Consider the following 26,546-nt stretch of genomic DNA (forward strand, 5'->3'; position numbering starts at 1 on the left):
GCATGGATCGCTCGGTGGTGCGGAGACCTCGCGGCGCGAGGGCCCGCGAGCCGGCGAAGCGGTGCGGGAAGGAGCTCGGTGGCGAGCGCATGAAGTCCAACCAGTCGACCGTCTCGGCGAGCCCGCCGGGCGGCACAGCGGGGCTGGGCCGGTCCGGACTCGGGACCTCGGGCGGGCAGCGGCTCCCCTCGTCCCCGCGCGAGCGCAAGCCGGCGCTCGCCGCGCTCGCGGTGCTGCTCATCCTCGGCGGCGCGCTCGCCAGCGCCTACCTCGTGATGGCGAGCGGGCAGCGGGTGTCGGCGATCCGGATCGCGCAGCCGGTCGCGGCCGGGCAGCGCATCCCGCCGGGCGCGCTGGAGGAGGCCCAGGTCGGCGACACCGGCATCCAGTACATCAACTGGTCGGAGCGCCAGAACGTGGGCCGCTACTTCGCGGCCGTCCCGCTGGTGAAGGGCGCGCTGCTGACCAACTCCATGATCAGCCGGGGCGACGACGCGGCGAAGGGCCGGGTCGTCGTCGGGCTCGCGCTCAAGCCGGGCCAGCTGCCCGCGCGCAACGTCGAGACCGGCAGGCGGGTGACGCTGTACGCGGTCGGCGGCGGGACGAGCGGCGGCCCCCGCGCCGGAACCGTGCTGTCCGCGGACGCGATCGTCGTCGGCGTCGGACGCGGCGGCGGCGACCGGTTGCGCTCCGACCAGACGTCGGTGGACGTCGCCGTCCTGCCCGCCGACGCGCCGCTGCTCACCCAGGCCGCGTCCGCCGGGACGGTCGCGCTCGCCCTCGTCCCGGAGGGGACGAAGGTCGCGCAGCCGCCCGCCGGGAAACAGCCGCCTCCCGCCACCGAGGACGCCCCGCCGCAGCAGCCCGGCGGAACGCAGTCGCAGAACCCGCAGAACCCGCAGAATCCCGGAACGCAGAATCCGGGAACCCAGAACCCCGGAACCCAGGGGCCCGGCGCGCGGTCCCCTGCCACAGGCGGGAACTGACCGTGGCCCTCATCGCGCTCGCGGCCGACAAGGGGGCGCCGGGCGTCACCACCGCCGCCGTGGCCCTCGGCGCCGTGTGGCCGCGTCCCGTGCTCGTCGCCGAGTGCGACCAGGCGGGCGGCGACCTCGTGTACCGGCTGCCCGCGGCCGCGCCGTCCGGCTCGTCCAAGGGCGACCAGGACCGCGACGGCGGCATGCTGAACCCGTCGCGCGGGCTGCTCAGCCTCGCCGCGACCGCCCGGCGCGGGCTGCGTCCCGAGCAGGTCGCCGAGCACTGCCAGCGGCTCGTCGGAGGCCTGGACGTGCTGGTCGGCCTCACCAACGCCGAGCAGGCGCAGGCCATGACGTGGCTGTGGGGCCCGCTCGGCCGCGCCTTCGCCGGCCTCGCCCCCGTCGACGTGATCGTCGACTGCGGACGGCTCGGCGCCGCCACGCCGCTCACCGACCTGCTGCGCGAGGCCGACCTCGTCGTCCTGCTGACGCGCGCGACGCTGGAGCAGGTCGCGCACCTGCGCGAACGCGTCGCCGCGCTGTCGGAGGACCTGCGCGGCGGCCCGCCGCTCGGCGTGCTCGTGCTCGCCGACCCGAGAGACTTCCGCGGCTCGATCGCCGAGGTCGACCGCATCGTCGCCGGTGCGCGCGGCCGGACGCCGGTGGACGCGGGCGCCGAGCCCGCCGGTCCGCCGCCGCCGACCGTCACCGTCCTCGGCGGGCTGGCGCTCGATCCCAAGGGCGCCGAGCTGCTGTCGGGACGCTGGGGCGGCCGGCTGGACCGTTCGCTGCTGATCCGCTCCGCCCGCGAGGTCGCCGGCGACCTGGTCGGACGGCTCCAGCCCGCGCCCGCCGCGCCCTACGGCCCCGCCCCGGGACGTCCCGCCGAATCCCCTGGCGTGCACGGCGTCCCCGCCGGGTACGCGGGCGAGCAGGTCCCCGCGGGCGGGCACCACGAGAAGGGGGAGCGGTAGATGGACCACGGTCTCGTCAAGCGGCTCCGCCAGGAGGTCGGCGACCGCCTCGCCCAGCAGCGCCGCCTCGACGCCGCGCACGGCATGCCGCCGATGACCGGCGAGGACGAGCGGCAGTTCGCCCGCGCGCTGATCGGGCAGGTGCTGGAGGAGTTCGCGCGCGGCGAGATCACCTCGGGTCGCCGCCCGCCGAACGCCGAGGAGGAGGAGGCGCTCGCGGCGGGCGTGCACGCGGCGCTGTTCGGCGTCGGCCGGCTCCAGCCGCTGCTGGAGGACCCCGAGATCGAGAACATCGACGTCAACGGCTGCGACCGGGTGTTCATCGGGTACGCCGACGGGCGCGAGGTGATGGGCGAGCCGGTCGCCGAGAGCGACGAGGAGCTGGTCGAGCTGATCCAGATCCTCGCCGCCTACAGCGGACTGTCCTCGCGGCCGTTCGACACCGCGAACCCGCAGCTCGACCTGCGGCTGCCCGACGGGTCGCGGCTCTCGGCGGTGATGGACGTGACGGTCCGCCCGGCGCTGTCGATCCGGCGCGCCCGCCTCGGCAAGGTGTTCCTCGCCGACCTGGTCGGCAACGGGACGTTCAGCCCCGAGCTCGGCCAGTTCTTCCGCGCCGCCGTGCACGCCCGCAAGAACATCATGATCGCGGGCGCGACCAACGCGGGGAAGACGACGCTGCTGCGCGCGGTCGCCAACGAGATCCCGGCGCACGAGCGGCTCATCACGGTCGAGCGGGCGCTGGAGCTCGGCCTGGACGCCTTCCCCGAGCTGCACCCGAACTGCGTGGCGTTCGAGCAGCGGCTGCCGAACTCCGAGGGGCAGGGCGCGATCTCGATGGCGGAGCTGGTGCGCCGGTCGCTGCGCATGAACCCGTCCCGGGTGATCGTCGGCGAGGTGCTCGGCGACGAGATCGTCACGATGCTGAACGCGATGACGCAGGGCAACGACGGCTCGCTGTCGACGATCCACGCGAACTCCTCCGTCGAGGTGTTCAACCGCGTCGCCACCTACGCGATCCAGTCTGAGGAGCGGCTGCCGGTCGAGGCGACGCACATGCTGATCGCGGGCGCGATCGACTTCGTCGTGTTCATCCAGAAGCACAACGACTACGCCACCGGCGGCCGGCTGCGCCGCTTCGTCGCGAGCGTCCGGGAGGTCACCGGCGTGGACGGGCGGGTGCTGTCGTCGGAGGTGTTCGCGCTCGGGCCCGAGGGGTACGCCGTCCCGGCCGCGCCGATCGCCTGCGCCGCCGAGCTGGCCGAGTTCGGCTACGACCCGTCCGGGGGTGCCTGGTGAGGGCGCCTCACGGCGCGGGCGGCCGCGCGGGGATCGGAGGCCGGTGATGGACACGCCGGACGTGCTGCTCGCCATCGTCGCGGGCTCGGTGGCCGGCGGCGGGATCGTGCTGCTGGTCCTGGCGCTGCGCGGCCTGCCGGTGCGGTCCCGCCCGGTGCGGGGGCGCAGCCGCGAGGAGCTCGTCCGCACGCTGACCACCCGGACGGCCGTCGCGGTCATCACCGGCGTGACCGTGCTGGTCGTGACCCGCTGGCCGATCGCCGCCGCCGGGACGGGCGTGCTCGTCCTCGGCTGGGACGGCCTCGCGGGCGGCGCCGCCGAGGAGCGCCGGGGCATGGCGCGGCTGGAGGCGCTCGCCGCGTGGACCGAGTCGCTGCGCGACACGATCGCGGGCGCGGTCGGGCTCGAACAGGCCATCCCCGCCTCGCAGCGTGCCGCCGCCCCTGCCATCGCGCAGCCGCTGCGCGGCCTCGTGGACCGGCTGCACACCCGCGTCCCGATGCCGGACGCGCTGCGCCGGTTCGCCGACGACCTCAACGACCCGTCCGCCGACCTCGTGATCGCGGCGCTGGTGCTGAACGCGAAGCTGCGCGGCCCCGGCCTGCGCGACATGCTCGGCGCGCTCGCGAACTCCGCCCGCGCCGAGCTGGACATGCGCCGCCGCGTCGAGGCCGACCGCCGCTCGACCCGGCGCAGCGTCCGCATCGTCGTCGGCGTCTCGGTCGGGACGGCGCTCGGCCTGGCCGTGTTCAACCACTCCTACGTCGAGCCGTACGACGACGTCCTCGGGCAGCTCGTCCTGTGCGTGGTCGTCGCGCTGTACGCGGCGGCGTTCCTGTGGCTGCGGCGGCTGGCGAAGTACGAGCTGCCCGGACGGTTCCTCAGCGAGCCCCGCAAGGCCCAGCCGGGCGTGCCCGGCGAGGTGCCGAGCACGGTCGCGGGCTGGCAGGGCGCCGCGTCCACGACCGGCTCGCAGGAACTCCCCCTACGCGGCCGCCACACCATGGACGCGGGCGGAGGCGCCTCATGACCGGGGCGATGATCGCTGGAGCGCTCGTCGGCGGCGGGCTCTATCTGCTGGTGCGGGCGTTGTTCCCGGCGCGGCCCGGGCTCGCCGCGCGGATGGCCGCGCTGGACGCGGCGCGGCGCCGCGACATGGAGGAGGCGCAGGCCGGGCGCCTGTCCCCGACGCTGGAGCGGGTCGGCGGGACGCGCGCGAAGGTCGGCCGCGAGCTGGTCCGGTTCTGCGAGGCGCGCGGCTGGAAGCTCCGCTCGATCCGCGCCGACCTCGCGATCACCGAGCGGTCGCTGGAGGGGTTCCTCGCGACCAAGTTCCTGCTGCCCTCGGCGGCGCTGCTGTTCATCCCGTTGCTCGTCGCGTGGTTCACGCTGCTCGGGCTCGGCACGTCCGTGCAGGTGCCCGCGTGGGTGGGGCTGCTGTTCGCGGTCGTGTTCTTCTTCCTCCCCGACATGCAGCTCCGCCAGGAGGCGCAGACCCGCCGGCAGGACTTCCGGCATGTCGTCGGAGCCTTCCTCGACCTCGTCTCGATGAACCTCGCGGGCGGGCGCGGCGTCCCCGAGGCGCTGATGACCGCCTCGAACGTCGGCGAGGGCTGGGCGATGCACCGCATCCGCGACGCGCTCGGCAACGCCCGCATCACCGGCCAGACCCCCTGGCAGGCGCTCGGCCGGCTCGGCGACGAGCTCGACGTCGCCGAGCTGCGCGACCTCGCCGGGGCGCTCGCGCTCGTCGCCGACGACGGCGCGCAGATCCGCAAGTCGCTGGCCGCGCGCGCCGCGTCCATGCGCAGCCGCGAGCTGTCGGACCTGGAGGGCAAGGCCGGCGAGCGGTCCCAGTCGATGCTGGTCGCGCAGCTGTTCCTGTGCGCCGGATTCCTAGTCTTCCTGGCCTACCCGGCCCTGATGCGGGTGCTCGTCTCATGACGCCCGCGCCAACCCCGCGACCTCCTGGAGGTGCCACGATGAGTCCGCTCAACCCCCTGAACGACCCGTCCGTCGTCTACCTGAGAGCCGTGCTCGGCGCCCGGCTGGCGCGGCTGCGCGCCCGGGAGGAGCGCGGGCGCGGCGCGTCCGCGATCGAATGGGCGATCATCACCGCGATCCTCGCGCTGATCGCGATCACGATCGGCGCGGTGATCCAGAAGAAGATCACGGAGAAGGCCGACAGCATCAAGACGGGCTGACCGGCGTGCGGCCCCGCACGCGCGTGTTGCGTGAGTTGCGGCGGCGGATCCGGTCCGACGCCGGGGTGTCGTCGATGGAATGGGCGCTGCTCACGCCGATCCTCATCTTCGTGATGCTCGCCGTCGTGCAGTTCGCGATGGTCTACCACGCGCGGCACGTCGCGCTCGCCGCCGCGCAGTCGGGCGCCCGCGTCGCCCGCACGCAGCCGGTCGGCGCGGGCTGGCAGGACGCGGCGTCCCGGCAGGCCGAGGGCGACGTCCGCAAGGTTGGCCCGAACCTGCTCGGCGGCCTCCAGGTGCGGACCGGCGAGGAGAACGACGAGCGCTGGGTCGAGGTGAGCGGCGAGGCGGTCCGGGTGATCCCGTTCATGACGTTCCACGTGTCGCAGCGCTCGCGCGGCCCGATCGAGTGCTTCCGCCCGGACGTCGGCGACGGCGTCGCCTGCCAGGAGTCCCCGCGATGATCCGCCTGCCCCGGGCCGTCCGCGAGCGCGGCTCGATGTCGCTGGAGATGGTGCTGGTCACGCCGCTGTTCGTCGCGTTCCTGCTGTTCCTCGCGGGCGCCGGACGGATGGTGGACGCGCAGAGCCAGGTGGACGGCGCCGCGCGGGACGGAGCGCGCGCCGCCTCCATCGCCCGCAGCGCGCCCTCCGCGGCGGACCTCGCGGAGGAGGCGGCCCGGGCGGGCCTGCGCGGCCACGACTGGTGCTCGGGCGGGCCCTCCATCAGCACCAACGTGAACGATTGGCGGCCCGGCGGGCGCGTCGAGGTCACGATCATCTGCAACGTCGATCTCGGCGACCTGTCGTTCATCGGGCTCCCCGGCTCCAAGCGCCTCCAGGGACGGGCTCTCGCCCCCATCGACACCTACACGTTCCGGGGCGGCGACGACGGCGACGGCAACGACGATGACGGTGGGGTCGATCCCGGATGATGCGCGCGTTGCGCCGCCGGCTCGCCGCGTCGCGCCATCGGCTCGCCGCGTCGGGACGCGAGCGCGGGTCCGTCGCGATGTACGTCGTGCTGTTCACCCCGGTCGTGTTCATGCTCGCCGGCCTGCTCGTGGACGGCGGGCTCGCGATCCACGCCCGGCAGCGCGCCGCCGACATGGCCGAGCAGGCGGCCCGCGCGGGCGCCAACGAGATCGACACCGAGGCGCTCCGCGACACGGGCAGGCCCGTCCTCGCGCCGGACCGGGCCCGCACCGCCGCCTGCGACCTGCTGGACGCCTACCGCGACCAGGTCGCCGCGTCCCGCTGCGACGCGACCGAACAGCAGGTGTCGGTGACCGTCGAGATCCGGGTGGAACCCCAGTTCCTCGGCATCATCCCCGGGTTCGGTGCGTTCCAGATGTCCTCCAGTGCCACGGCCCATCCCGTCACGGGAGGCGACGACCGATGAGTCGCGTGTCTACGATTGGGACGGCGACGTCCAGGGACCGGCGAACGGCGGCGACGCGATGGTGACAGGGCAGGGGCGGAGGACGCCCCAACGGACGGCACCCCCGCAGGGGCGGCACCGCAGCGCGGGCGACGTCGCGGCGGGCATCGGCGCGATCCTCGCGCTGGCCGCGCTGATCGGGGGCGTCCCGTACGCGCTGCTGACGTTCTTCGCCTCGGCGCTCCCCGACGGGATGCCGACCGCGTCCGACCTCACGCAGCGGCTCGGGCCCGGCGCGCTGATCACGGTGCTGGTCGTGCTGGTGTGGCTCGCCTGGCTCCAGCTCACGCTGTGCGTGATCGTCGAGGTCTACGCGGGAATCCGCGGCGTCGGCGTCCCCGCGCGGGTGCCGCTCGCGGGCGGGACGCAGTCGCTCGTCCACCGGCTCGTGGTGACGGCGCTGCTGCTGTTCACCGCGACGTCGGTCATCATGCCCGCGTTCTCGGGCGGCGGCCTGACGCAGCAGCGCGCGGCGGCGGCCGCGCAACCGCAGGCTCAGCCGCAGGCCCAGGAGTACCACCAGGTCCCGGACGCGGCGGAGCGCCCGGCGGCCGCGCCCGACGAGGTCGCCGAGCCGCTCGCCGCGAGCCCCACGGGCAACCGGACCACCAAGATCTACCGGGTGCAGCCGCCCGAGGGCCGCCACCACGAGAGCCTCTGGGAGATCGCGGAGAAGTGCCTCGGCGACGGCCGCCGCTACCAGGAGATCCACGATCTCAACAAGAACCGCGTCCAGCCGGACGGCAGCAAGCTCACGCACGCCAGCCTGATCCGCCCGGGGTGGGTGCTGGAGATGCCGGCGGACGCCAGGGGCGCGAAGGTCATCCCCGCCCAGGACCTGAACGACTACTACCGTTACGGGCACGCCGTCCCCGACAAGGAGCCCGCCAAGCCCGCCCCGGCCAAGCCCGCTCCGCCCCGGCAGGCCCCGTCCAAACCGGCGCAGCCTCCCACATCACACGCCCCGGCTCCGCAGACTCCGGCGCAGCAAGCCCCCGCCCAGCAGGCCCCCGCTCAGCAGCACGCCGATCCGCAGCGCGTCCCGCCCGCGGGCGGCGGCGCGGACGGCCCGTCCGGCGAGATGACCGGCGGCGCCGAAAGCGGCGGCGCGTCGGTCCCCGGCCGGAACACCTCCGCGCAGGAGCACGACAGGTCGATCGACCTCGGCTGGCCGCACGGGCTCGCGGCGGCCTCGCTGCTGGCCGCCGGGCTGCTGACCGTGCTCGGACGGCGGCGCCGCGTCCAGATGTGGAACCGCGCGTTCGGGCACATGGTCGTCCGGCCGGAGGGGGCGGCGGCGGAGGTCGAGCGCGCGCTGCGGCTCGGCGCCGACGCGTCCGCCGCGCGGCTCCTCGACCTCGGGCTGCGGCACCTGTCGAAGTCCATGGCCGCCGGGGGCCGCGCGCTGCCCACCGTCTACGGCGTGCACCTCGGCGTCGAGAGCCTGGACCTGTGGATCGCGCCCGCCGACCCCAATCCGCCCGCGCCCTGGCAGGCGTTCGACGACGGCCAGGTGTGGCGGCTGCGCGCGGTCGACCTGGACGCCGTCGAGGCGTCCGACCCCGCCGGAGCGGGCGACGTCCTCGCCCCCTATCCCGGGCTCGTGTCGATCGGCACGAACGACAACGGCCGCATCCTCGTCGACCTGGAGGCCGCGCACGGCCTGATCGCGCTGCGCGGGCCCGCCGACACCCGCCGCGCCGCGCTCGCCGCGATCGCGCTGGAACTGGCCACCAACCGCTGGTCCGACCACATGCGGATCACGCTCGTCGGGTTCGGGACGGAGTTCGGCGAGGGCATGGCGGAGATCGCGCCCGACCGGATCCGCGCCGTCCCGAACCTCGCGGACGCGATGCCGGAGCTGGAGGGCCGCACCGAGGAGGTGCGGCAGGCGCTCGCCGCCTCGGGCGTCGACTCCGTCCTCACCGGGCGGTGTCGGGGCGTGTTCGGCGAGGCGTGGATGCCGCACTACCTGATCATGGCGGACCCGCCGACCGAGCAGGAGGCCGACCGGCTGGTCGCGCTGGCCCGCACCGGTACCCGGATGGCGGCGGGCTACATCGTCCCCGGCGAGGTGCAGGGCGCCACCTGGACGTGGGACATCGACGCCGCCGGACGCCTGCACGCCGGCGTCCTCGGCTTCCAGGTCGCGGCGCAGCTGGTCCCGGAGGAGCATTACCACGCCGTGTTCGAGCTGTTCCGGACCGCCGGGCGGCTCGACGCGGTGCCGCTGCCCGAACCGGCCGGGGGCGAGGAGCCGCCCGCCGAGCAGCAGTCCTCGGCGCAGGTCCGGCTGCTCGGCCCGATCGAGGTCGAGGCGCCGGGCCCGATGGACGAGGACCGCCGCGCCCTGTGCACCGAGATCCTCGTCTACCTCGCCGCGCACCCGAACGGCGTGCACCCGACGGTGCTGTCCGGCGCGATCTGGCCGCGCGGGGTGACCGCCGCCGTCCGCGACGCGAGCGTGGCGCGCGTGTCGGACTGGCTCGGCCGCGACACGCGCGGCCGCCCGAACCTGTACTACGACGACCGGGGGCGGATCAAGCTCGGCTCGGAGGTCCGGGTCGACCTCGCGGTGTTCCGGTGGCTGGTGTGGCGGTCGGCGGCCGAGCCCGCCTCCGAGGCGGCCTACATGTCCTACGCGCTGGACCTCGTGCGCGGCCCGCTGCTCGCCGACCGGCCGCGCGGCCGCTACTCCTGGCTGGCCTCGCACGACCTGGAGTACGAGGCGGCGGCGCGGGTCGTGGACGTCGCGCACCGGCTCGTCGTGCTGCGGCTGGACGAGGGCGACCCGCACGGCGCGGTCGCCGCCGCGCGCGCCGGGCTGCGGCTCGCACCCGACGACGAGGGCCTGTGGCGCGACCTGCTCCGCGCGACTCACGCGTCCGGCGACGTCACGCAGATCGGGGTCATCGTGGACGAGATGCGCTCCCGCATCGCCCACGACCCCATGTTCGGGCAGCTCCAGCCCGAGACGGAGGCGCTGGTCGAGGAGCTGCTCCCGGGCTGGCACCGCGTCGGCTCCCGCTGACGGTCAGCGGTACAGGCCGGTGCCGCCCAGCGAGTACCGCCCGGGCTGCGGGTGGACGATCAGCCCCGACGGGTGCCCGCCCACCCGCACCTCGCGGAGCGTCCGTCCCGTCCGGGTGGAGACGGCGTAGACCATTCCGGCGGCGTCGGCGAGCCACAGCTGCGACCCGTCCGCCGAGATCCCGCCCGGTGCCGGGGAGCCGCCGCGCGGCAGCCGCCAGCGGACCGCGGCGCCGCGTCCGGTGAGGTCGAGCGCGGTCAGCGTGCCGTCGCCGACGACGAACAGCCGCCGCGCGTCCCGGTCGACCGCGAGGCCCCGCGCGCCCGGCGCCGTCGGCACGAACCCGGGCGGCCCGACCGTCGGCTGGGCGGCGATCACCCATACCCCGCCCCGGACCGGGTCGGCGACGTAGAAGCGCGAGCCGTCGGGCGAGAGCCGCAGGTCGCCGGGGTGCGCGCCGGCCGGAAGCCGGACCGTCCCGGTGATCCGCCGCCGCGCGACGTCCACGCGCAGGAGCCGTCCGGCCCGGCCGCAGCTCGCGAGGAGCGTCGTCCCGTCCGGGGTGAAGTCGGCGTGTCCGGCCGCGCAGGGCAGCGGCACCGAGACGCGCGGGCGCATCGTGCGCGGGTCGCGGACGTCGAGCCGGCGCGCCCGCCCGGCGAGGACGAGCGCGTCCCGCCCGTCCGGGGTGAAGTAGAGCCCGGCGGGTTCGGTGGCGGGGACCGGGCGGCCCAGCCTGCCGCTGCGCGGCGCGACCGGCGTCAGCGTCCCGTGCGCGAGGTCGATCGCCCACAGCCGCCGCAGGTCGAAGGACGGGACGAGCCGCGTCGTGGCCGGGCCCGCGCCGAACCGCCGGACGATCCGCGCCGTCGCCGGGTCGATGACGTCGATCTCCGGGCCGTTCGCGACGTACAGCCGTATGGGCGCCTGCCGCACCGGCGTGGTCGTTCCCGGGCCGGGCGGGCTGCCGCCGGGCGGGGGCGAGGGCAGGGGCACCCGCGGATCCGGAACCCCGGACGCCGCGGACGCCTTCGGCGGGACGTAGGGCGCGGCCCCGCCGATGGCCACCACCGGGGCGTCCGCCGTCGCTTCGCCGGGCGGGTAGAACGGGACGGGCGACTCGCAACCGGCAAGTGCCGTGGCCACGCCCAGCACGCCCGCGGCAAGCGCGGCGGCAGGTGATCGTCGTCGCATGCGCGGTCCCCCTTCCCGGCGGGGACTGTACCGGCGCGCGACTGCGTGTGTCCGAGTAATCGCGAGACGTGTCGGCGGGCGGTACCTCGGCCGCGGCGACACCCGGGGGATCAGTCGGACTTGCCGATCCCGATGCCGAACTCGCGGTAGACGCGCTCCCAGAAGCCGTCCCGCAGCCAGGTACGGGCCTCCTGGTAGGGCCGCAGCGACCCGCCGAGCTCCTTCTCCGCCTCGATCAGCAGCTCCTTGTCGATGACGGGCGGCAGGATCGGCCCGGGCAGCAGGTCGCGGATGTTGTCGCGGCCCCGCTCGAAGATCCACTTCTGGGCGACATGCTCGCCGATCTCCAGCATGTGGTCGCGGTCGGGGCCGAGCTTGCCGTCGGACGTGGCGGCGCTGGCGTTGTTCATCGACGCGGCGACGGTGGCGGGCGTCGCGTGCCCGGCCCCCACCGGGACGGGCGTGCGCGCGGCGGCGGGCGCCGGGGACGGCTTGATCGCCGGGGGCCGCCCCGCGAACACCTGGGACGGCGACGGGACGGCGGGCGTGGCGCGCTGCGCGGCGGCGGCGTCGGCGGCGTCCCGGACTGCGGCGGCGGTGCCGGGCGCGGGGACGGGCAGCACCTTGGCCTTGGTGAAGTAGGGGCGCAGGAAGTCGGCGGGCAGCACCTCGACCGTGTCGGACTCCCACACCAGCCACTCGGCCTGGTTCGAGCCGTGCGTCGGCTCGACGCCCCACAGGTGCACGCGGACGCCGTAGCGCTGCGCGGCCTCCACGGCGGGCAGCATGTCCTCGTCGCCGGCGAGCAGCACCGCGTCGGTGATCGCGCGGTGCCGGGCGAGGGCCTCCAGGTCGGCGCGGAGCTGGGCGTCCACGCCCTTCTGCTGGCCCTGCGCGTTCAGGTTGCCGAGCCGCAGCTTCACCAGCGGCAGGTTGGCGATGACGCGCTGGTCGACGGTCGGCTGCCGCTTGGGCGCCGCGTCGAACCAGTAGACGCGGAGCAGCTCGCCGAGCAGCTTGTCGTCGGCATGGCTGGTCAGCGCCTTGATCAGCTTCTCGGCGGCGACCCGGTACTCGCGCCGGGAACCGCAGCCGAGCAACAGGGCCCCGGAGGCCGCGTAGAGGTACCCCGCGTCGACGAATACGGCGTATCGCGCGGGCTGTGGGACGAACTCCGAGGTGGCCATGGCCTTCCACCTTATTCGTGCCGGAGCCCTCACCGGGCGCGAACCACGGTTACATCTCCCTAGGTGCCGTCACACCGCGTGCCCGTGAGGTGCCGAGATCCCCCTTGTCGTCCCCTCGCCGTCCCCCCGGGGCAGTGCTCAGCGCGGTAGCGCGGCGGCCTTCCAGGCGCCGGGGCCGCGCGGCGGGAGCGCCCCGGCCGCCGTCCCCCGGACGAGCCGGGAGCGGTCGGCCCAGCGGGAGGGGCGCGGCGTGTCGGCGCCCTCGCGCGCGTCGGCGGCGGCCCGGGCCCGGGCGGTCAGCACGGCGACGAGCGCCGCGACCTCCTCGGCGGACGGCTCGCCCCGGACGATCTGGAGAAACGGCCTGTCGTCGCTCACCGAAACCCCCTGAAGACGGTCACAACGGGATGTTTCCATGCTTCTTGGGCGGCAGCGTCCGGCGCTTCTCCCGGAGTGCCCGCAGTGCCCGCACGACCTGCCCGCGCGTCTCGGACGGCTTGATCACGTTGTCGACATAACCGCGCTCGGCTGCGATGTAGGGGTTGGCGAGGGTGTCCTCGTACTCGGTGATCAGCTCGGCGCGGCGGGCGTCGGGGTCCTCGGCGGCTGCCAGTTCGCGCCGGTACAGGATGTTGACCGCGCCCTGCGCGCCCATCACGGCGATCTGCGCGGTCGGCCACGCGAGGTTGACGTCGGCGCCGAGGTGCTTGGAGCCCATGACGTCGTAGGCGCCGCCGTAGGCCTTCCGCGTGATCACCGTGACCAGCGGGACGGTCGCCTCGGCGTAGGCGTACAGCAGCTTCGCGCCGCGCCGGATGATCCCGTTCCACTCCTGGTCGGTGCCGGGCAGGAAGCCGGGCACGTCCACGAACGTCAGCACGGGGACGTTGAACGCGTCGCACGTCCGGACGAACCGGGCGGCCTTCTCCGAGGCGTCGATGTCGAGCGTCCCGGCGAACTGCATCGGCTGGTTCGCGACCACGCCGACCGAGTGGCCCTCGACCCGTCCGAACCCGACGATGATGTTGGGCGCGAACTGCTCCTGGACCTCCAGGAACTCGCCGTCGTCCAGCACGTGCTCGATGGCGGTGTGCATGTCGTAGGGCTGGTTCGGCGAGTCGGGGATGAGCGTGTCGAGTTCCTCGTCCAGCTCCGACGGGTCGGCCTCGGCGTCGAAGACGGGCACGTCGGAGAGGTTGTTGGACGGCAGGTAGGACAGCAGGGCCTTGACGTACTCGATCGCGTCGGCCTCGTCCGAGCCCTGGTAGTGCGCCACCCCGGACCGGGAGTTGTGCGAGTGCGCGCCGCCCAGCTCCTCCATGCTCACCTCCTCGCCGGTGACCGTCCTGATCACGTCGGGGCCGGTGATGAACATGTGCGAGGTCTTGTCGACCATGACGATGAAGTCGGTGATCGCGGGGGAGTACACGGCGCCGCCCGCGCACGGCCCGAGGACCAGGGAGATCTGCGGGATCACGCCGGACGCGTGCACGTTCCGCTTGAAGATCTCCGCGTACAGGCCGAGCGCGACCACGCCCTCCTGGATCCGCGCGCCGCCGGAGTCGTTGATGCCGATGACCGGGCAGCCGACCTTCACCGCGTGGTCCATGACCTTGCAGATCTTCTCGCCGAACACCTCGCCGAGCGAGCCGCCGGAGACCGTGAAGTCCTGGCTGAACACCGCGACCGGACGCCCGTCGACCGTGCCGTGCCCGGTGACCACGCCGTCGCCGTAGGGGCGGTCCTTTTCCATCCCGAAGTTGGTGGAGCGGTGCCGCGCCATCTCGTCGAACTCGACGAACGAGCCCTCGTCCAGCAGCGCGGCGACCCGTTCCCGGGCGGTCATCTTGCCCTTGGCGTGCTGCTTCTCGACGGCGCGCGCGGACCCCGCGTGCACCGCCTGGGACCGCCGCCGCTCCAGGTCCGCGATCTTGCCCGCGGTCGTGTGGACGTCGGGGGCCGCCGAGGGCTCAGGGGCTTGCATCGCCATGCGCGCCAGGGTAACGGCACCTGAGACCGCGACAGGTCCCCGGGGGTCCGGCGGGACCGGCCGGGCGGGCCGCTCACTACGCTGGGCGGGTGGCTAAGACACGTGACATCCTCCGCCAGGACATGCCGGAACCGCTGCGCCGCGACGTCCGGCTGCTGGGCGCGATGCTCGGCGACGGACTCGTCGAGTACGGCGGCCGGGAGCTGCTGGACGACGTCGAGCGGCTGCGCCGGGCCGTGATCGCCGCCCGCCGGGGCGAGACGGGCATCGAGGAGGTCGCCGCACTCGTCGACGGCTGGACGCTGGAACGTGCCGAGCAGGTGGCGCGCGCGTTCACCGTGTACTTCCACCTCACCAACCTGGCCGAGGAGCACCACCGCATCCGGACCCTGCGGGAACGTGACACCGGCGGCGCCGTCCCCGGCTCGGTCGCCGCCGCCGTGGAGGAGATCCGCGGCTCGTCCGCCGACGGGCGGCTCGCCGAGGTCATCGACGGGCTGGAGTTCCGTCCGGTCTTCACCGCGCACCCGACCGAGGCCCGCCGCCGCGCCGTCGTCACCGCGATCCAGCGGATCAGCGACCTGCTCGCCGGGCTGAACGCGGGCCCCGGCGCGGGCGAGCGCGAGGAGGCCGAGCGGCGGCTCCGCGAGGAGATCGACGTGCTCTGGCGGACGGCGCTGCGCCGGGGGACCCAGATGGACCCGCTGGACGAGGTCCGTACCGCGATGGCCGCGTTCGACGAGACGATCTTCCGCGTCGTCCCGGAGGTGTACCGGTCCCTGGACCGCGCGCTGGACGGCGACGGCACCGGCACCCGCCCCCCGAAGGCCCGCTCCTACCTGCGGTTCGGCAGCTGGATCGGCGGCGACCGCGACGGCAACCCGTACGTGACCGCGCAGGTCACCCGGGACGCGGTCATGATCCAGTCCGAGCACGTGCTGCGCGCCCTTGAGGCCGCGTGCGCCCGGGTGGGACGGGAGCTGACCGTCCACGAGGTCACGACCCCGGCCTCGCCCGCCCTCCGCGAGGCCCTCGCCGCCGCGCGCACCGCCCAGCCCGCCCGGATCGATGAGATGACCAAGCGGTCACCGGGTGAGCCGCACCGCCAGTTCCTGCTCTACGTCGCGACGCGCGTCGCCGCGACCCGCGTCCGCGACGCCGACCTCGCCTACGCCTCCCCCGACGACCTGCTCGCCGACCTGCGGATCGTCCAGGACTCCCTGGCCGAAGCCGGGGCGAACCGCCAGGCGTACGGGCGCGTCCAGCAGCTGATCTGGCAGGTCGAGACGTTCGGGTTCCACCTGGCCGAGCTGGAGATCCGCCAGCACTCCGAGCTGCACGCGAAGGCCGTCGCCGAGCTGAACGCCGGGGGCGACCAGAGCGAGACGACCCAGGAGATCATCGAAACGCTCCGCGTCGTCGCGTGGATCCAGGGGCGCTTCGGCGTCCAGGCCTGCCACCGCTACATCGTGTCGTTCACCCGCTCCGCCGAGGACATCGCGAACGTCCACGCGCTCGCCGCCTCGCTCGGCGACGGCGCGCCCGTCCTCGACGTGATCCCGCTGTTCGAGACCGGCGAGGACCTGGAGCGCGCCCCGCACGTCCTCGAAGGCATGCTGGAGATCCCGGCCGTCCAACGGCGGCTGGAGGAGACGGGCCGCCGCCTGGAGGTCATGCTCGGCTACTCCGACTCCGCCAAGCAGCTCGGCCCGGCCAGCGCCACCCTCCGCCTCTACGACACGCAGGAGGCGCTCACCTCGTGGGCGGCGCACCACGACGTGAAGCTGACCCTCTTCCACGGCCGCGGCGGCTCCCTCGGACGCGGTGGCGGCCCCGCCAACCGCGCGATCCTCGCGCAGGCGCCCGGCTCGGTCGCGGGCCGCTTCAAGGTCACCGAGCAGGGCGAGGTCATCTTCGCCCGCTACGGCCACCCGCAGATCGCGCGCCGCCACGTCGAGCAGGTCACGAGCGCGGTGCTGCTCGCCTCCACGGGCGCCGTCCAGGACCGCGCCCGCGACGCCGCCGCCCGCTTCCGCCCGCTCGCCGACAAGATCGGCGAGGCGGCGAAGGCGTCGTTCCGGGCGCTGATCGAGTCCGAGGGCTTCGCGGCCTGGTTCGCGCGGGTGAGCCCGCTGGAGGAGATCGCCGAACTGCGCATCGGCTCCCGTCCCGCCCGCCGCAAGGCCGCCCGCGGCCTGGAGGACCTGCGCGCGATCCCCTGGGTGTTCGCGTGGACGCAGACCCGCGTCAACCTCCCCGGCTGGTACGGGCTCGGCAGCGGCCTCGCCGCCGTCTCGGGCGGCGGCCGCGACCTCACCGAACTTCGCGATGCCTACGAGGCGTGGCCGCTGTTCAACACGCTGCTGGACAACGCCGAGATGAGCCTCGCCAAGTCCGACCGCGCGATCGCCGAACGCTACCTGGCCCTCGGCGAGCGCCCGGAGCTGTCGGAGGCCGTGCTGGCCGAGTACGACCGCACGCGCTCGCTCGTCCTGGCGGTCACCGGCCACGACCGCCTGCTGGAGAACCGCCGCGTGCTGTCGCTCGCCGTCGGACTGCGCAACCCCTATGTGGACGCGCTGTCGCTGCTGCAACTGCGCGCCCTGTCCGCGCTCCGCTCGGGCGACGTCACCGACGAGGCCGAACGCGCCCACCTGGAGAACCTGCTCCTCCTCTCGGTGAACGGCGTGGCCGCCGGACTCCAGAACACCGGCTGATGGCGACGGTCAGAGCAGCCGCCCAGCACGACCGCGCCCGCGTGGAGCGGATCGTCGAGGCCGCCTACGCACCCTGGGTCGAGGTCATCGGCGCGCGCCCGCTGCCGATGGACGCCGACTACACGGCGCTGATCGGCGCGGGGCACGTCTTCGTCACCGGCGACGGGCCCGACGGGCTAATCGTCCTCGTCCCCGAGGACGGGGCGCTGCTGGTGGAGAACGTCGCCGTCGCGCCCGACCGGCACGGCCGGGGGATCGGCCGCCGCCTGCTCGCCTTCGCCGAGGACCACGCCCGCACCCTCGGACTGCCCGGGCTGCGCCTCTACACCAACGAGCTGATGACCAGGAACATCGCCCTGTACGAGTCGCTCGGCTACGTCCGTACCGGACGCGAGGACATCGGCGGCCGCCACATCGTCCACCTGGCCAAGACGCTGGCCTAGGACCAGTTCGGCGTCCGCTTCTCGTTGAACGCCGCGATGCCCTCCCGCCGGTCGGGGGAGCCCGCCGCCGTCCGCCAGGCGTTCTCCTCCAGGTCGAGCGCGGCGTCGAGGCCCACGCCCCCGCCGAGGCGCATGGCCCGCTTCGCGGCCCGGACGGCGGTCGGCGAGTTCCGCGCGATCTGCCCGGCGATCGCGAGCGCCTCCTCGCGCGCCGTCCCGGCGGCCACCCGGCGGTCGGCGAGCCCGTACGCCACGGCCTCGTCGATCTTCACCCGCCGTCCGGTGAACACCAGGTCGGCCGCCCTGCCGGGGCCGAGCCGGCGCAGCGCGAGCTGCGTCCCGCCCCCGCCCGGCACGAGCCCCACGCCCACCTCGGGCAGCCCGAACACGGCGGTCTCGTCCGCGACGATCATGTCCGCCGACAGCGCGAACTCGCACCCGCCGCCGAGCGCGTACCCGTGCACCGCCGCGATCACCGGCTGCGGCAGCCCGAGCACCCCGCCGAACGCGGCCCGGAACACCGGCCGCTGCGCGAAGATCTCCGCGTCGGTCATCCCGTTGCGCTCCTTGAGGTCGGCCCCCACGCAGAACGCCTTCTCACCCGCCGCCGAAAGCACCACGGCCCGCGCGGACGGATCGTCCCCGACCTCCCGGCAGACCGCCGCCAGCCGCCGCGCCATGGCCGTGGACAGGGCGTTCAACGCCTCCGCCCGATCCAGCACGATCTCCACCACATGCCCGTCCCGCACAACGCTCACACCGTCCATAAACCGCACCCTAATCGCACCGCAGACAGGACCACCGGACGCAGAGACCCCAGCCACCACCCCAGCCCGCGACGACCTGAAACCGTCGCGATCGCGCGCATTGCCCGTTGAAGGAAGGCGCTCTGCGCCTGACGCCGAGGGCAATGCAGGGAACACGGCAGTATGAACCCATGAGTTCTTACGGGGATCTTGAGCGGCCGCCGTTGCACGAGGGGGCGTTGCGGGGGGCGCTCGTCCGGCCGGGCGGGCTGTGGCGGGATGTGCGGGTGGTGCCGGAGACGGGGTCGACGAACGCCGATCTCGCGGCGGCGGCCGGGGACGGGGCGCCGGAGGGGACGGTGCTGGTCACCGAGGTCCAGACGGCGGGGCGTGGACGGCTCGGGCGGGGCTGGACGGCGCCGCCGAGGTCGGGGCTGATGTTCTCGGTGCTGCTGCGGCCGGAGGTGCCCGCCTCGTCGCTGGGGTGGGCGCCGCTGCTGGCCGGGGTCGCGGTGGTGACGGCCGTGCGGCGGATGACGGCGTTCTCCGAGTCGTCGGGCGAGGGCGGCGACGTGGCGGTGGACGCGCGGCTGAAGTGGCCGAACGACCTGCTGGTGGGGCAGCGGAAGCTGGCCGGAATCCTGGTGGAGAAGGTCGGGGACGCGCTCGTCGTGGGGGTCGGGCTGAACGTGGGGCTGCGGGAGGCGGAGCTGCCGGTGCCGACGGCGACGTCCCTGGCGATCGAGGGCGCGCCGCTGAGCGACCGGGCGCCGCTGCTGCGGTCCATTCTGCGCGGGTTCGAGACCTGGTACCGGGAGTGGACGGCGCTCGGCGGCGACCCGGAGACCAGCGGCCTGCGCACCGCCTACAAGGACCTGTGCGTGACGCTCGGACGGGACGTCCGGGTCGAGCTGCCCGGGGGCGAGGCGCTGAGCGGGACGGCGCGCGACATCGACGGGTCCGGCCGCCTCGTGGTGGACGGCCCGCGCGGGGAGACGACGGTCAGCGCGGGGGACGTCGTCCACGTTCGGTGAACATTGGTGGAAGCACCCGACAGCCTCCGGATCTGCACGGATATATCGTGGTGCCGGGCCATATCGTCGCAGGCGGGGCCCATGCCGGTGGACTGAGGGGCGGGCGGATGGCAGCGGGATTGCCGGATCCGAAGGAGATCGAAGAGCTCCTGCTCGGTGGCGAGCTGCGCTACACGCGGGTCGACGCCGTCCGGCTGTCGGGGGTCACCCGGGAGTTCTCCGGCCGGCTGTGGCGGGCGTTCGGCTACCCGTCGATGCCCGACGACGCCGTCGCCTACACCGAGGGCGACATCTCGGCGCTGTGCCGCATCCGGGAGCTGATGGACGACGGCGTCCTGGACGAGAACGGCGTGATCCGGCTCGTCCGGGCGTTCGGGCAGACGATGACGCGGCTCGCGGAGTGGCAGGTCAACCTGCTGCGGGAGATGCTCGCGCCGGGACCGGGGGAGCAGGCGTCCGAGAGCGCGCTGAACACGATCGTGGACATCGCCGAGCGGCACATCGGCGAGTTCGAGCCGCTGGTCGTGCACGCGTGGCGGCGGCAGCTCGCGGCGGCGGGGACGCGGGCGATGGCGGCGGCGGCCACCCGGGACGGTGATCCCTCCGGCCGTCCGATGACCACGGTCGGGTTCGCCGACATGGTGTCGTTCACGCAGGTCAGCCGGGAGCTGGAGGAGATCGAGCTGGCCCGGGTCGTGGAGTGGTTCGAGGAGACCGCCGCCGACATCATCGCGACCTGCGGCGGGCGGCTGGTCAAGACGCTCGGCGACGAGGTGCTGTTCAGCGCGGAGACGCCGCGGGTCGGCGCGGAGATCGCGTTGACGGTCGCGGCGGCCATCCAGGACGAGACGGAGGTGCCCGACGTCCGGGTCGGAGTGGCCTACGGGCCCGTCCTGCCGCTGATGGGGGACGTGTTCGGCACGACGGTGAACCTCGCGGCGCGGCTGACGTCGCTGGCCCGGCCGGGCTCGGTGATGATCGACGCGGAGCTGGCGGCGCGGCTGGAGCAGGAGCCGGCGTACGAGGTGACGCGGATCGTCCGGCGCCCGGTGCGGGGGCTCGGGATCATCCAGCCGTACGTCCTGCGGCGCAATCCGAAACCGCCCGATACGGCCTGAGCCTCCTTGCGGTGGGGCGACGCGAAGTCACGCGTGCCCCACCGGACGGGGCGGCGCTCTAGACGGGGCTGGGGTTCTCGCCCGGCGCGTCGGTGAGGCGCTGGAGGTAGTTCTGCTCGCCGAGGGCTCGGACGAGCCCGATCTCGGTCTCCAGGTAGTCGATGTGCTGCTCCTCGTCGGCGAGGATGTCCTCGAAGATCCGCGCCGAGGTGACGTCGCCGCGCGAGCGCATCAGGTCGATGCCGGGACGCAGCCGGGCGACGGCCTCCAGTTCGACCTGGAGGTCGGCTTCGAGCTGCTCGAAGACGGTCTGGCCGATCCGCAGCGTGCCGAGCTTCTGATAGTTGGGGAGCCCTTCCAGGAACAGGATCCGGTCGGTGAGCCGCTCGGCGTGCCGCATCTCGTCGATGGACTCGTCCCGGGTGTGCTTCGCGATCCGCGTGTAGCCCCAGTTCTCCTGCATCTTGGAGTGCAGGAAGTACTGGTTGATGGCGGTCAGCTCGGCGGTGAGCTGCTCGTTCAGCAGCGCGATGATGTCCTTGTCGCCTTCCATATCGCCCCATGCTTCCACGCCGCACCACCGGTGGACAGCAGTGACCCCCGCACGGCGTGTGTCCGCCCCGGTTTCGGACGGGCCGTGCGGGTGCCGGGAGACCGGTCTCAGGCGGCTGTGGGAGGCGCCGCTCCCTTCCTGTCCCTCTCCGATTCGGGCGCGATCGCTTCCGCCGGGATCTGCTCCGGCGCGGTCGGCTCGGGGACGGCGGTGAGGGGGTGCGGGCCGCCGGTGAGGGCGTCCGCCAGCTCGCTCGCGGTGCGGAACTCGCTGACCATGGCGTGGATACGCTTGGTGCAGGAGCCGCAACCGGGCTTCATGCCGCAGGCCGCTTTGACATCCTTGGCCGAGTTGCAGGCGCCGCTCGCCATGCAGCCGTACACGTCGTCCTCCGTGACGGCGTTGCAGATGCAGACGTACATGCGGTGGGGGAACCTCTCGTGCGGGCCATCAGGCGATCCTGTGGGCCCCTGACCTGCGGCGTTAGGGCCCCCTCAATAAGGTTAGGCTCCCCTAAGGTAACTCACGCTTGTCCGTTCTGGCCAGTGCCGTCCCGACCGGTGTGAGCCACCCCTCACGGGGAAGGGTTCCGAGGCGGTGGAGGGGAGTGTGGAAAAGTGACTCGGCTCTGCCGCGCCCTGCTCCGCGACGCCCCCGTCGCCGCGGAGCCCGCCCCCGAGGAACCGCGCCCAGACGATCCGCTCCCCAAGACCCCGCCCCCGCACCGTTCGCTCCCCGATCCGGAACCCCCAGAGGAAATCGTGTCCGAGGAACACACGGCCGAAGAGGCCGTCGCGGCCGAGGAACATTTCGCCGCGCCCCCGTCCGGAACGTACCGGCTCCAGCTCCGTGGCACGCCGGACGGTCATTTCGGCTTTGCCGAGGCCGCCGCGCTGGCCCCCTATCTCGCGGCGCTCGGCGTGTCGCACGTGTACCTGTCGCCGGTGTCGCAGGCGGCGCCCGGCTCCACGCACGGCTACGACGTGCTCGACCACACGCGGCTGTCGGAGGAACTCGGCGGGCCCGAGGCGTTCGGCGCGATGGCCGCCCGCTTCCGCGCGCACGGGCTGCGCCTGCTCGTGGACGTCGTCCCCAACCACATGGCGTTCCCGGGGCGCCGCGAGGCGGGCCCGCAGCTCGCCGACGTGCTCGCGCGGGGGCCCGACTCCCGCTACGCGGCGTGGTTCGACATCGACTGGGACGCGGGCGGCGGACGCCTCGTCCCGCCCGAGGAGGGGGAGCCGAACTTCCGCCGGTTCTTCGACATCTCCGGCCTGATCGGGCTCCGCCAGGAGGAGCCGGAGGTGTTCGAGCGGACGCACCGGCTCCTGCTCGGCCTCATCGAGGACGGCCTGGTCGACGGGCTGCGCGTCGACCACCCCGACGGGCTCGCCGACCCGCGCGGCTACCTGCGGCGGCTGGCCGAGGCCGCGCCGGAGGGCTGGCTCCTCGTCGAGAAGGTCACCGAGGGGGAGGAGCGGCTCCCGGCGGACTGGCCCTGCGCGGGCACCACCGGCTACGACTCGCTCGGGATGGTCGGCGGCCTGTTCGTCGACCCGGACGGGGAGAAGCCGCTCACCGACCTGTACGCGTCGCTGACCGGCGGCCCGGACGGGTTCGCGGACGTGGCGCGCGGCGGCCGCATGTACGCCGCCAGGCACGTCCTGAAGCCCGAGATCGGCCGGCTCGTGCGCGTCCTGCGCCGGGTCGCCGGGACGGGCCGCCCGGGCCTGGAGCGGGCGCTGGTCGAGCTGCTCGTCGCGATGCCCGTCTACCGCGCCTACGTCGTCCCGGGCGAGGACGCGCCCCAGCAGGCCGTGGACGTCCTGGAGGAGGCCGCCCACCGCGCCCGCCTCCACCTCCCCCGGGAACTCCACAGCGACCTGGAGACGCTCGTCGACATGGCACTGGGACGCGGCGAGGTCACCGACGCCGAGTTCATCGTCCGGTTCCAGCAGACGACGGCGCCGCTGGCGGCCAAGGGCGTGGAGGACACCGCGTTCTACCGGTGGAGCCGCATGGCCGCGCTGAACGAGGTGGGCGGCGACCCCGGGCGCTTCTCCGTCGGCCAGACCGATTTCCACTCGCACTGCATACGGCTCGCCCGGGACTGGCCGTTGACGATGACGACGCTGTCCACGCACGACACGAAGCGCGAGGAGGACGTGCGCGCGTGGCTGGCCGTCCTGGCCGAGCTGCCGGGGGAGTGGGCCGAGGCCGTCGGCCGGTGGTGGAACTGGTGGGGGCCGGGCGCGTCGCCCATGGAACCCGACCTGGAGTACCTGTTCTGGCAGACGCTCGTCGGCGCCTGGCCGCTCACCCCCGACCGCCTGACCGAGTACCTCTTGAAGGCGATGCGCGAGGCGAAGACGACCACCTCCTGGACCGCCCAGGACCCCGCCTACGAGGAGGCCGTCCTCATGTACGCGCGGCGCGTCCTGGCCGACCCCGACCTCGTCACCGACATGACGTCGTTCGTGCGGCGGCTCGCCCCCTACGCGCGGGTGAACACGCTCGGGCAGAAGCTCGTGCAGCTCGCGATGCCGGGCGTCCCGGACGTCTACCAGGGCTGCGAGCTGACCGGGCTCGCGCTCGTCGACCCCGACAACCGGCGGCCGGTCGACTACGGGCGGCGCCGCGAGAAGCTGCACCGCCTCGACACCGGGCGGCGGCCGAAGGAGGTGGACGACGAGAAGCTCCTGGTCACCTCGCGGACGCTGCGGCTGCGCCGGTCCCGGCCGGAGTGGTTCGGCCCCGGCTCGCGGCACGAGCCCGTCGCCGCGCGCGGGCCCGCCGCCGACCACGTCGTCGCGTTCGCCCGGGGCGAGGCCGTCGTGGTCGCGACCCGCCTGCCGGTCGGCCTGGAGCGGCGCGGCGGCTGGACCGGGACGACGCTGGACGTCGGCAGCGTGGGCTGGCGCGACGTCCTGACCGGCGCCACGCTGTGGGGCCCGGAACTGGACGCCGCGCACCTGTTCGCGCACCTGCCCGTGGCGCTCCTCGTCCCCCGGGCGATCGACCGATGAGATTTGAAGTGTGGGCGCCGGCGGCCGGGCGCGTCGCCGTGGCGGTCGCCGGTGTCCCGCACCCGATGAGCGCCGTGGACGGCCGTCCCGGCTGGTGGTCCGCCGACGTTCCGTTCGCGGGGCACGGCACCGACTACGGCTTTCTCCTGGACGACGCCGAGGAGGTGTTGCCGGATCCGCGCTCCGTGTGGCAACCGCATGGCGTCCACGATCTGAGCCGCGTCTACGACCATGACCGTTTCGCATGGACCGACCATCGCTGGCATGGACGCCCTCTCCCCGGCAGCGTCCTCTACGAACTGCACGTGGGAACGTTCACCCCCGAAGGCACCTTCGACGCGGCAGCCGAGCGCCTGGGCCACCTCGCCGCCCTGGGGATAGACGCCGTCGAGCTGCTGCCCGTCGCGTCCTTCCCCGGGCGGCACGGCTGGGGATACGACGGCGTTCACCTGTGGGCGTCCCATGAGCCCTACGGCGGCCCCGACGGATTGAAGCGCTTCGTCGACGCCGCGCACGCGCACGGCATCGCCGTCGTCCTGGACGTCGTCTACAACCACCTCGGCCCGGACGGGAACCGCCTGGCGTCCTACGGGCCGTACTTCACCTCGGCCCACACCACGCCCTGGGGCGAGGCGGTGAACTTCGACCAGGACGGCTCGGACGACGTGCGCGCATACGTCGTGGAGAACGCGCTGATGTGGCTGCGCGACTTCCATATGGACGGGCTCCGCCTGGACGCCGTCCACGCCATCAGCGACCACAGCGCCGTCCACGTCCTGGAGGAGATGACACGCGAGGTGGACGCGCTTTCCGCGCACCTGGGACGGGAACTGTTCCTCATAGCCGAATCCGACCTGAACGACCCGCGTCTGGTGACGTCCAGAGAAGCGGGCGGTTACGGCCTCGACGCCCAATGGAATGACGATTTCCACCACGCGCTGCACGCGGCGTTGACCGGAGAACGGCAGGGCTACTACTGCGACTTCGGCTCCATGGAAACCCTGAAGAAGGCCCTCACGAAGGTCTTCGTCCACGACGGGACGATGTCGTCCTATCGAGGTCGGCACCACGGCCGCCCCGTGGACCTCCACACCACACCAGCGCACCGGTTCGTGGCCTTCCTCCAGAACCACGACCAGGTGGGCAACCGCGCGACCGGCGACCGGATCGGCGCCTCGCTCTCCCCGGACCTCCTCAAGATCGGCGCGGCCCTGCTGCTGCTCGCGCCGTTCACGCCGATGATCTTCATGGGCGAGGAGTGGGGCGCGTCCACGCCCTGGTGCTACTTCACCGACCACCGCGACCCGGACCTCGCCCGCGCGGTGAGCGAGGGGCGGCGCCGCGAGTTCGCCCGGCACGGCTGGACGGGCGACGTCCCCGATCCACAGGCTGTGGAAACCTTCCGCCGTTCGGTGCTCGACTGGGCCGAGACCGCCGCGCACCCGCACGACGACCTGCTCGAATGGCACCGCGCGCTGATCGCGCTCCGCCGCGCGCGCCCGGAGCTGAACGAACCCGTCGCGCCCGCCGTCGAGACCGGCGACGGCTGGCTGACGATGCGGCGCGGCGGCGTCCACCTCGCCGCGAACCTGGGCGAGCGGCCGGCCCGCCTGAGCGTCCCCGACCGGCGGCTGCTGCTCGCCTCGAACCCGGCGATCGACCTTCAACCGGACGTCAACGGCGATTCCCGGACCGCCACCCTGGCCCTTCCCGGCACCTGCGTCGCGGTACTCGGCTGACCGCACGGCGCCACCACGGCGACCACGCGCCACGCGGTCGGCGGGCGACTTGGCGCCAACATCCCGGTTGAGCCGCGAATAGTGGTGTTCGAGGATGTACTACGAGTGGCAAACCGCAGGTCAAGAGCGCGGCGGCGACCGGGCAATGTTCAAGAATGGTCATACGATCGGTCCATGACCTCAGTACTGCTCGCCGAGGACGACACGTCCATCTCCGAGCCTCTCGCCCGCGCGCTCCGCCGCGAGGGGTACACCGTCGAAGTCAGCCCGGACGGACCGCAGGCCCTGGAGCGGGCGCTCGGCGGCGGTGTGGACCTCATCGTCCTGGACCTGGGCCTGCCCGAGCTGGACGGACTCGAAGTGGCCCGCCGGGTGCGTGCCGAGGGGCATGGCGTCCCCATACTGATCCTGACCGCCCGCGCCGACGAGGTCGACACCGTCGTCGGCCTGGACGCGGGCGCCGACGACTACGTGACCAAGCCGTTCCGGCTGGCCGAACTGCTCGCCCGGGTGCGGGCGCTGCTGCGCCGCGGCAGCACCGAGACCCCGATCGTCCAGGGGGTGCGGATCGACGCCGAGTCGCGCCGCGCCTGGATGGGCGAGCAGGAGCTCCAGCTCACCACCAAGGAGTTCGACCTGCTGCGCGTCCTCGTCCGCGACGCGGGCAAGGTCGTGACCCGCGAACAGATCATGCGCGAGGTGTGGGACACCAACTGGTGGGGTTCCACCAAGACGCTCGACATGCACATTTCCTGGCTGCGCCGCAAGCTCGGCGACGACGCCGGCAGCCCCCGCTACATCACGACGGTGCGGGGCGTCGGCTTCCGGTTCGAGCGCGGCGACTAGTCCCCGCCGCCACGGCCGGCGGCGGCAC

General features: G+C 73.9%; 24 protein-coding genes. 17 read left to right on the forward strand and 7 right to left on the reverse strand.

The window, feature by feature from the left end; genetic code table 11:
* Positions 1-89: 89 nt before the first annotated feature.
* Genes K2F47_RS13420 through K2F47_RS13465 form a run of 10 tightly spaced genes read left to right on the forward strand, consistent with a single transcriptional unit; the run spans position 90 to position 9,925 of the window.
* Entirely contained in the window at positions 90-986 is an 897-nt protein-coding gene (locus K2F47_RS13420; RefSeq protein ID WP_242903181.1) for a CpaB family protein, read from the forward strand.
* Positions 987-988: 2 nt separating this feature from the next.
* Positions 989-1,951 carry a hypothetical protein gene (locus K2F47_RS13425; RefSeq protein ID WP_242903182.1) on the forward strand — a complete coding sequence of 321 codons (963 nt, stop codon included), beginning with the start codon at positions 989-991 and terminating at the stop codon, positions 1,949-1,951.
* The gene (locus K2F47_RS13430; protein WP_242903183.1) at positions 1,952-3,250 is read left to right on the forward strand and encodes a TadA family conjugal transfer-associated ATPase; all 1,299 of its coding nucleotides are present in this window, start codon (positions 1,952-1,954) and stop codon (positions 3,248-3,250) included.
* Positions 3,251-3,296: 46 nt separating this feature from the next.
* Positions 3,297-4,280 carry a type II secretion system F family protein gene (locus tag K2F47_RS13435; RefSeq protein ID WP_242903184.1) on the forward strand — a complete coding sequence of 328 codons (984 nt, stop codon included), beginning with the start codon at positions 3,297-3,299 and terminating at the stop codon, positions 4,278-4,280.
* Positions 4,277-5,194, forward strand: coding sequence for a type II secretion system F family protein (locus K2F47_RS13440; RefSeq protein ID WP_242903185.1), 918 nt, complete (start codon positions 4,277-4,279; stop codon positions 5,192-5,194). Before K2F47_RS13435 ends, K2F47_RS13440 begins: the two co-directional genes overlap by 4 nt.
* Before the next feature lie 38 nt (positions 5,195-5,232).
* Positions 5,233-5,454, forward strand: a complete 222-nt coding sequence (locus K2F47_RS13445) for a hypothetical protein (protein WP_242903186.1) — start codon at positions 5,233-5,235, stop codon at positions 5,452-5,454.
* A 23-nt stretch (positions 5,455-5,477) separates the two neighbouring features.
* Positions 5,478-5,918, forward strand: coding sequence for a TadE/TadG family type IV pilus assembly protein (locus tag K2F47_RS13450; protein WP_242903187.1), 441 nt, complete (start codon positions 5,478-5,480; stop codon positions 5,916-5,918).
* On the forward strand, positions 5,915-6,388 hold the full coding sequence (locus tag K2F47_RS13455) for a TadE family protein (protein WP_242903188.1): 474 nt from the start codon (positions 5,915-5,917) through the stop codon (positions 6,386-6,388). Before K2F47_RS13450 ends, K2F47_RS13455 begins: the two co-directional genes overlap by 4 nt.
* On the forward strand, positions 6,385-6,855 hold the full coding sequence (locus K2F47_RS13460; protein ID WP_242903189.1) for a TadE/TadG family type IV pilus assembly protein: 471 nt from the start codon (positions 6,385-6,387) through the stop codon (positions 6,853-6,855). The genes K2F47_RS13455 and K2F47_RS13460 overlap by 4 nt, the downstream gene beginning before the upstream one ends.
* Entirely contained in the window at positions 6,815-9,925 is a 3,111-nt protein-coding gene (locus K2F47_RS13465) for a BTAD domain-containing putative transcriptional regulator (protein ID WP_242903190.1), read from the forward strand. The genes K2F47_RS13460 and K2F47_RS13465 overlap by 41 nt, the downstream gene beginning before the upstream one ends.
* A 3-nt stretch (positions 9,926-9,928) precedes the next feature.
* On the opposite strand, the gene K2F47_RS13470 is transcribed toward K2F47_RS13465, so the two are convergent.
* From K2F47_RS13470 to K2F47_RS13485, 4 genes are all read right to left on the reverse strand, one after another.
* Positions 9,929-11,119, reverse strand: coding sequence for a YncE family protein (locus K2F47_RS13470; RefSeq protein ID WP_242903191.1), 1,191 nt, complete (start codon positions 11,117-11,119; stop codon positions 9,929-9,931).
* Positions 11,120-11,229: 110 nt separating this feature from the next.
* The gene (locus K2F47_RS13475; RefSeq protein WP_242903192.1) at positions 11,230-12,306 is read right to left on the reverse strand and encodes an NYN domain-containing protein; all 1,077 of its coding nucleotides are present in this window, start codon (positions 12,304-12,306) and stop codon (positions 11,230-11,232) included.
* Between the two features lie 138 nt (positions 12,307-12,444).
* The gene (locus K2F47_RS13480; RefSeq protein ID WP_242903193.1) at positions 12,445-12,723 is read right to left on the reverse strand and encodes an acyl-CoA carboxylase subunit epsilon; all 279 of its coding nucleotides are present in this window, start codon (positions 12,721-12,723) and stop codon (positions 12,445-12,447) included.
* Complete coding sequence (locus K2F47_RS13485; RefSeq protein ID WP_242903194.1) at positions 12,704-14,296, reverse strand: acyl-CoA carboxylase subunit beta; 1,593 nt, start codon at positions 14,294-14,296, stop codon at positions 12,704-12,706. Before K2F47_RS13485 ends, K2F47_RS13480 begins: the two co-directional genes overlap by 20 nt.
* 122 nt (positions 14,297-14,418) lie before the next feature.
* Here K2F47_RS13485 and K2F47_RS13490 point away from each other — a divergent pair, with 122 nt between their 5' ends.
* Both K2F47_RS13490 and K2F47_RS13495 read left to right on the forward strand, forming a co-directional pair.
* Entirely contained in the window at positions 14,419-17,013 is a 2,595-nt protein-coding gene (locus K2F47_RS13490; protein WP_242905953.1) for a phosphoenolpyruvate carboxylase, read from the forward strand.
* A complete protein-coding gene (locus K2F47_RS13495) occupies positions 17,013-17,456 on the forward strand; it encodes a GNAT family N-acetyltransferase (protein WP_242903195.1) in 444 nt (147 codons plus the stop codon). Before K2F47_RS13490 ends, K2F47_RS13495 begins: the two co-directional genes overlap by 1 nt.
* Here the strand turns inward: K2F47_RS13495 and K2F47_RS13500 are convergent.
* Complete coding sequence (locus K2F47_RS13500; protein WP_242903196.1) at positions 17,453-18,223, reverse strand: enoyl-CoA hydratase/isomerase family protein; 771 nt, start codon at positions 18,221-18,223, stop codon at positions 17,453-17,455. The two genes, K2F47_RS13495 and K2F47_RS13500, sit on opposite strands and share 4 nt — an antisense overlap.
* Positions 18,224-18,393: 170 nt before the next feature.
* Between K2F47_RS13500 and K2F47_RS13505 the strand changes: the two genes are divergently transcribed.
* Both K2F47_RS13505 and K2F47_RS13510 read left to right on the forward strand, forming a co-directional pair.
* On the forward strand, positions 18,394-19,236 hold the full coding sequence (locus K2F47_RS13505) for a biotin--[acetyl-CoA-carboxylase] ligase (RefSeq protein ID WP_242903197.1): 843 nt from the start codon (positions 18,394-18,396) through the stop codon (positions 19,234-19,236).
* 107 nt (positions 19,237-19,343) lie between these two features.
* On the forward strand, positions 19,344-20,354 hold the full coding sequence (locus K2F47_RS13510) for an adenylate/guanylate cyclase domain-containing protein (protein WP_242903198.1): 1,011 nt from the start codon (positions 19,344-19,346) through the stop codon (positions 20,352-20,354).
* A 58-nt stretch (positions 20,355-20,412) separates the two neighbouring features.
* Here the strand turns inward: K2F47_RS13510 and bfr are convergent, their stop codons facing one another.
* The gene (gene bfr, locus K2F47_RS13515) at positions 20,413-20,907 is read right to left on the reverse strand and encodes a bacterioferritin (RefSeq protein WP_242903199.1); all 495 of its coding nucleotides are present in this window, start codon (positions 20,905-20,907) and stop codon (positions 20,413-20,415) included.
* Between the two features lie 107 nt (positions 20,908-21,014).
* Positions 21,015-21,329 (reverse strand): (2Fe-2S)-binding protein, encoded by a 315-nt coding sequence (locus tag K2F47_RS13520; protein ID WP_242903200.1) that lies wholly within the window; start codon positions 21,327-21,329, stop codon positions 21,015-21,017.
* Positions 21,330-21,668: 339 nt separating this feature from the next.
* Here K2F47_RS13520 and treY point away from each other — a divergent pair, with 339 nt between their 5' ends.
* From treY to K2F47_RS13535, 3 genes are all read left to right on the forward strand, one after another.
* Positions 21,669-23,933, forward strand: a complete 2,265-nt coding sequence (treY, locus tag K2F47_RS13525) for a malto-oligosyltrehalose synthase (RefSeq protein ID WP_242903201.1) — start codon at positions 21,669-21,671, stop codon at positions 23,931-23,933.
* A complete protein-coding gene (treZ, locus tag K2F47_RS13530; RefSeq protein WP_242903202.1) occupies positions 23,930-25,672 on the forward strand; it encodes a malto-oligosyltrehalose trehalohydrolase in 1,743 nt (580 codons plus the stop codon). The genes treY and treZ overlap by 4 nt, the downstream gene beginning before the upstream one ends.
* Before the next feature lie 174 nt (positions 25,673-25,846).
* Entirely contained in the window at positions 25,847-26,518 is a 672-nt protein-coding gene (locus tag K2F47_RS13535) for a response regulator transcription factor (protein ID WP_026402549.1), read from the forward strand.
* The last annotated feature ends 28 nt before the right edge of the window (positions 26,519-26,546 follow it).

Origin of the sequence: Actinomadura terrae (assembly GCF_022751215.1) — a bacterium.
Classification (GTDB): Bacteria; Actinomycetota; Actinomycetes; order Streptosporangiales; family Streptosporangiaceae; genus Spirillospora; species Spirillospora terrae.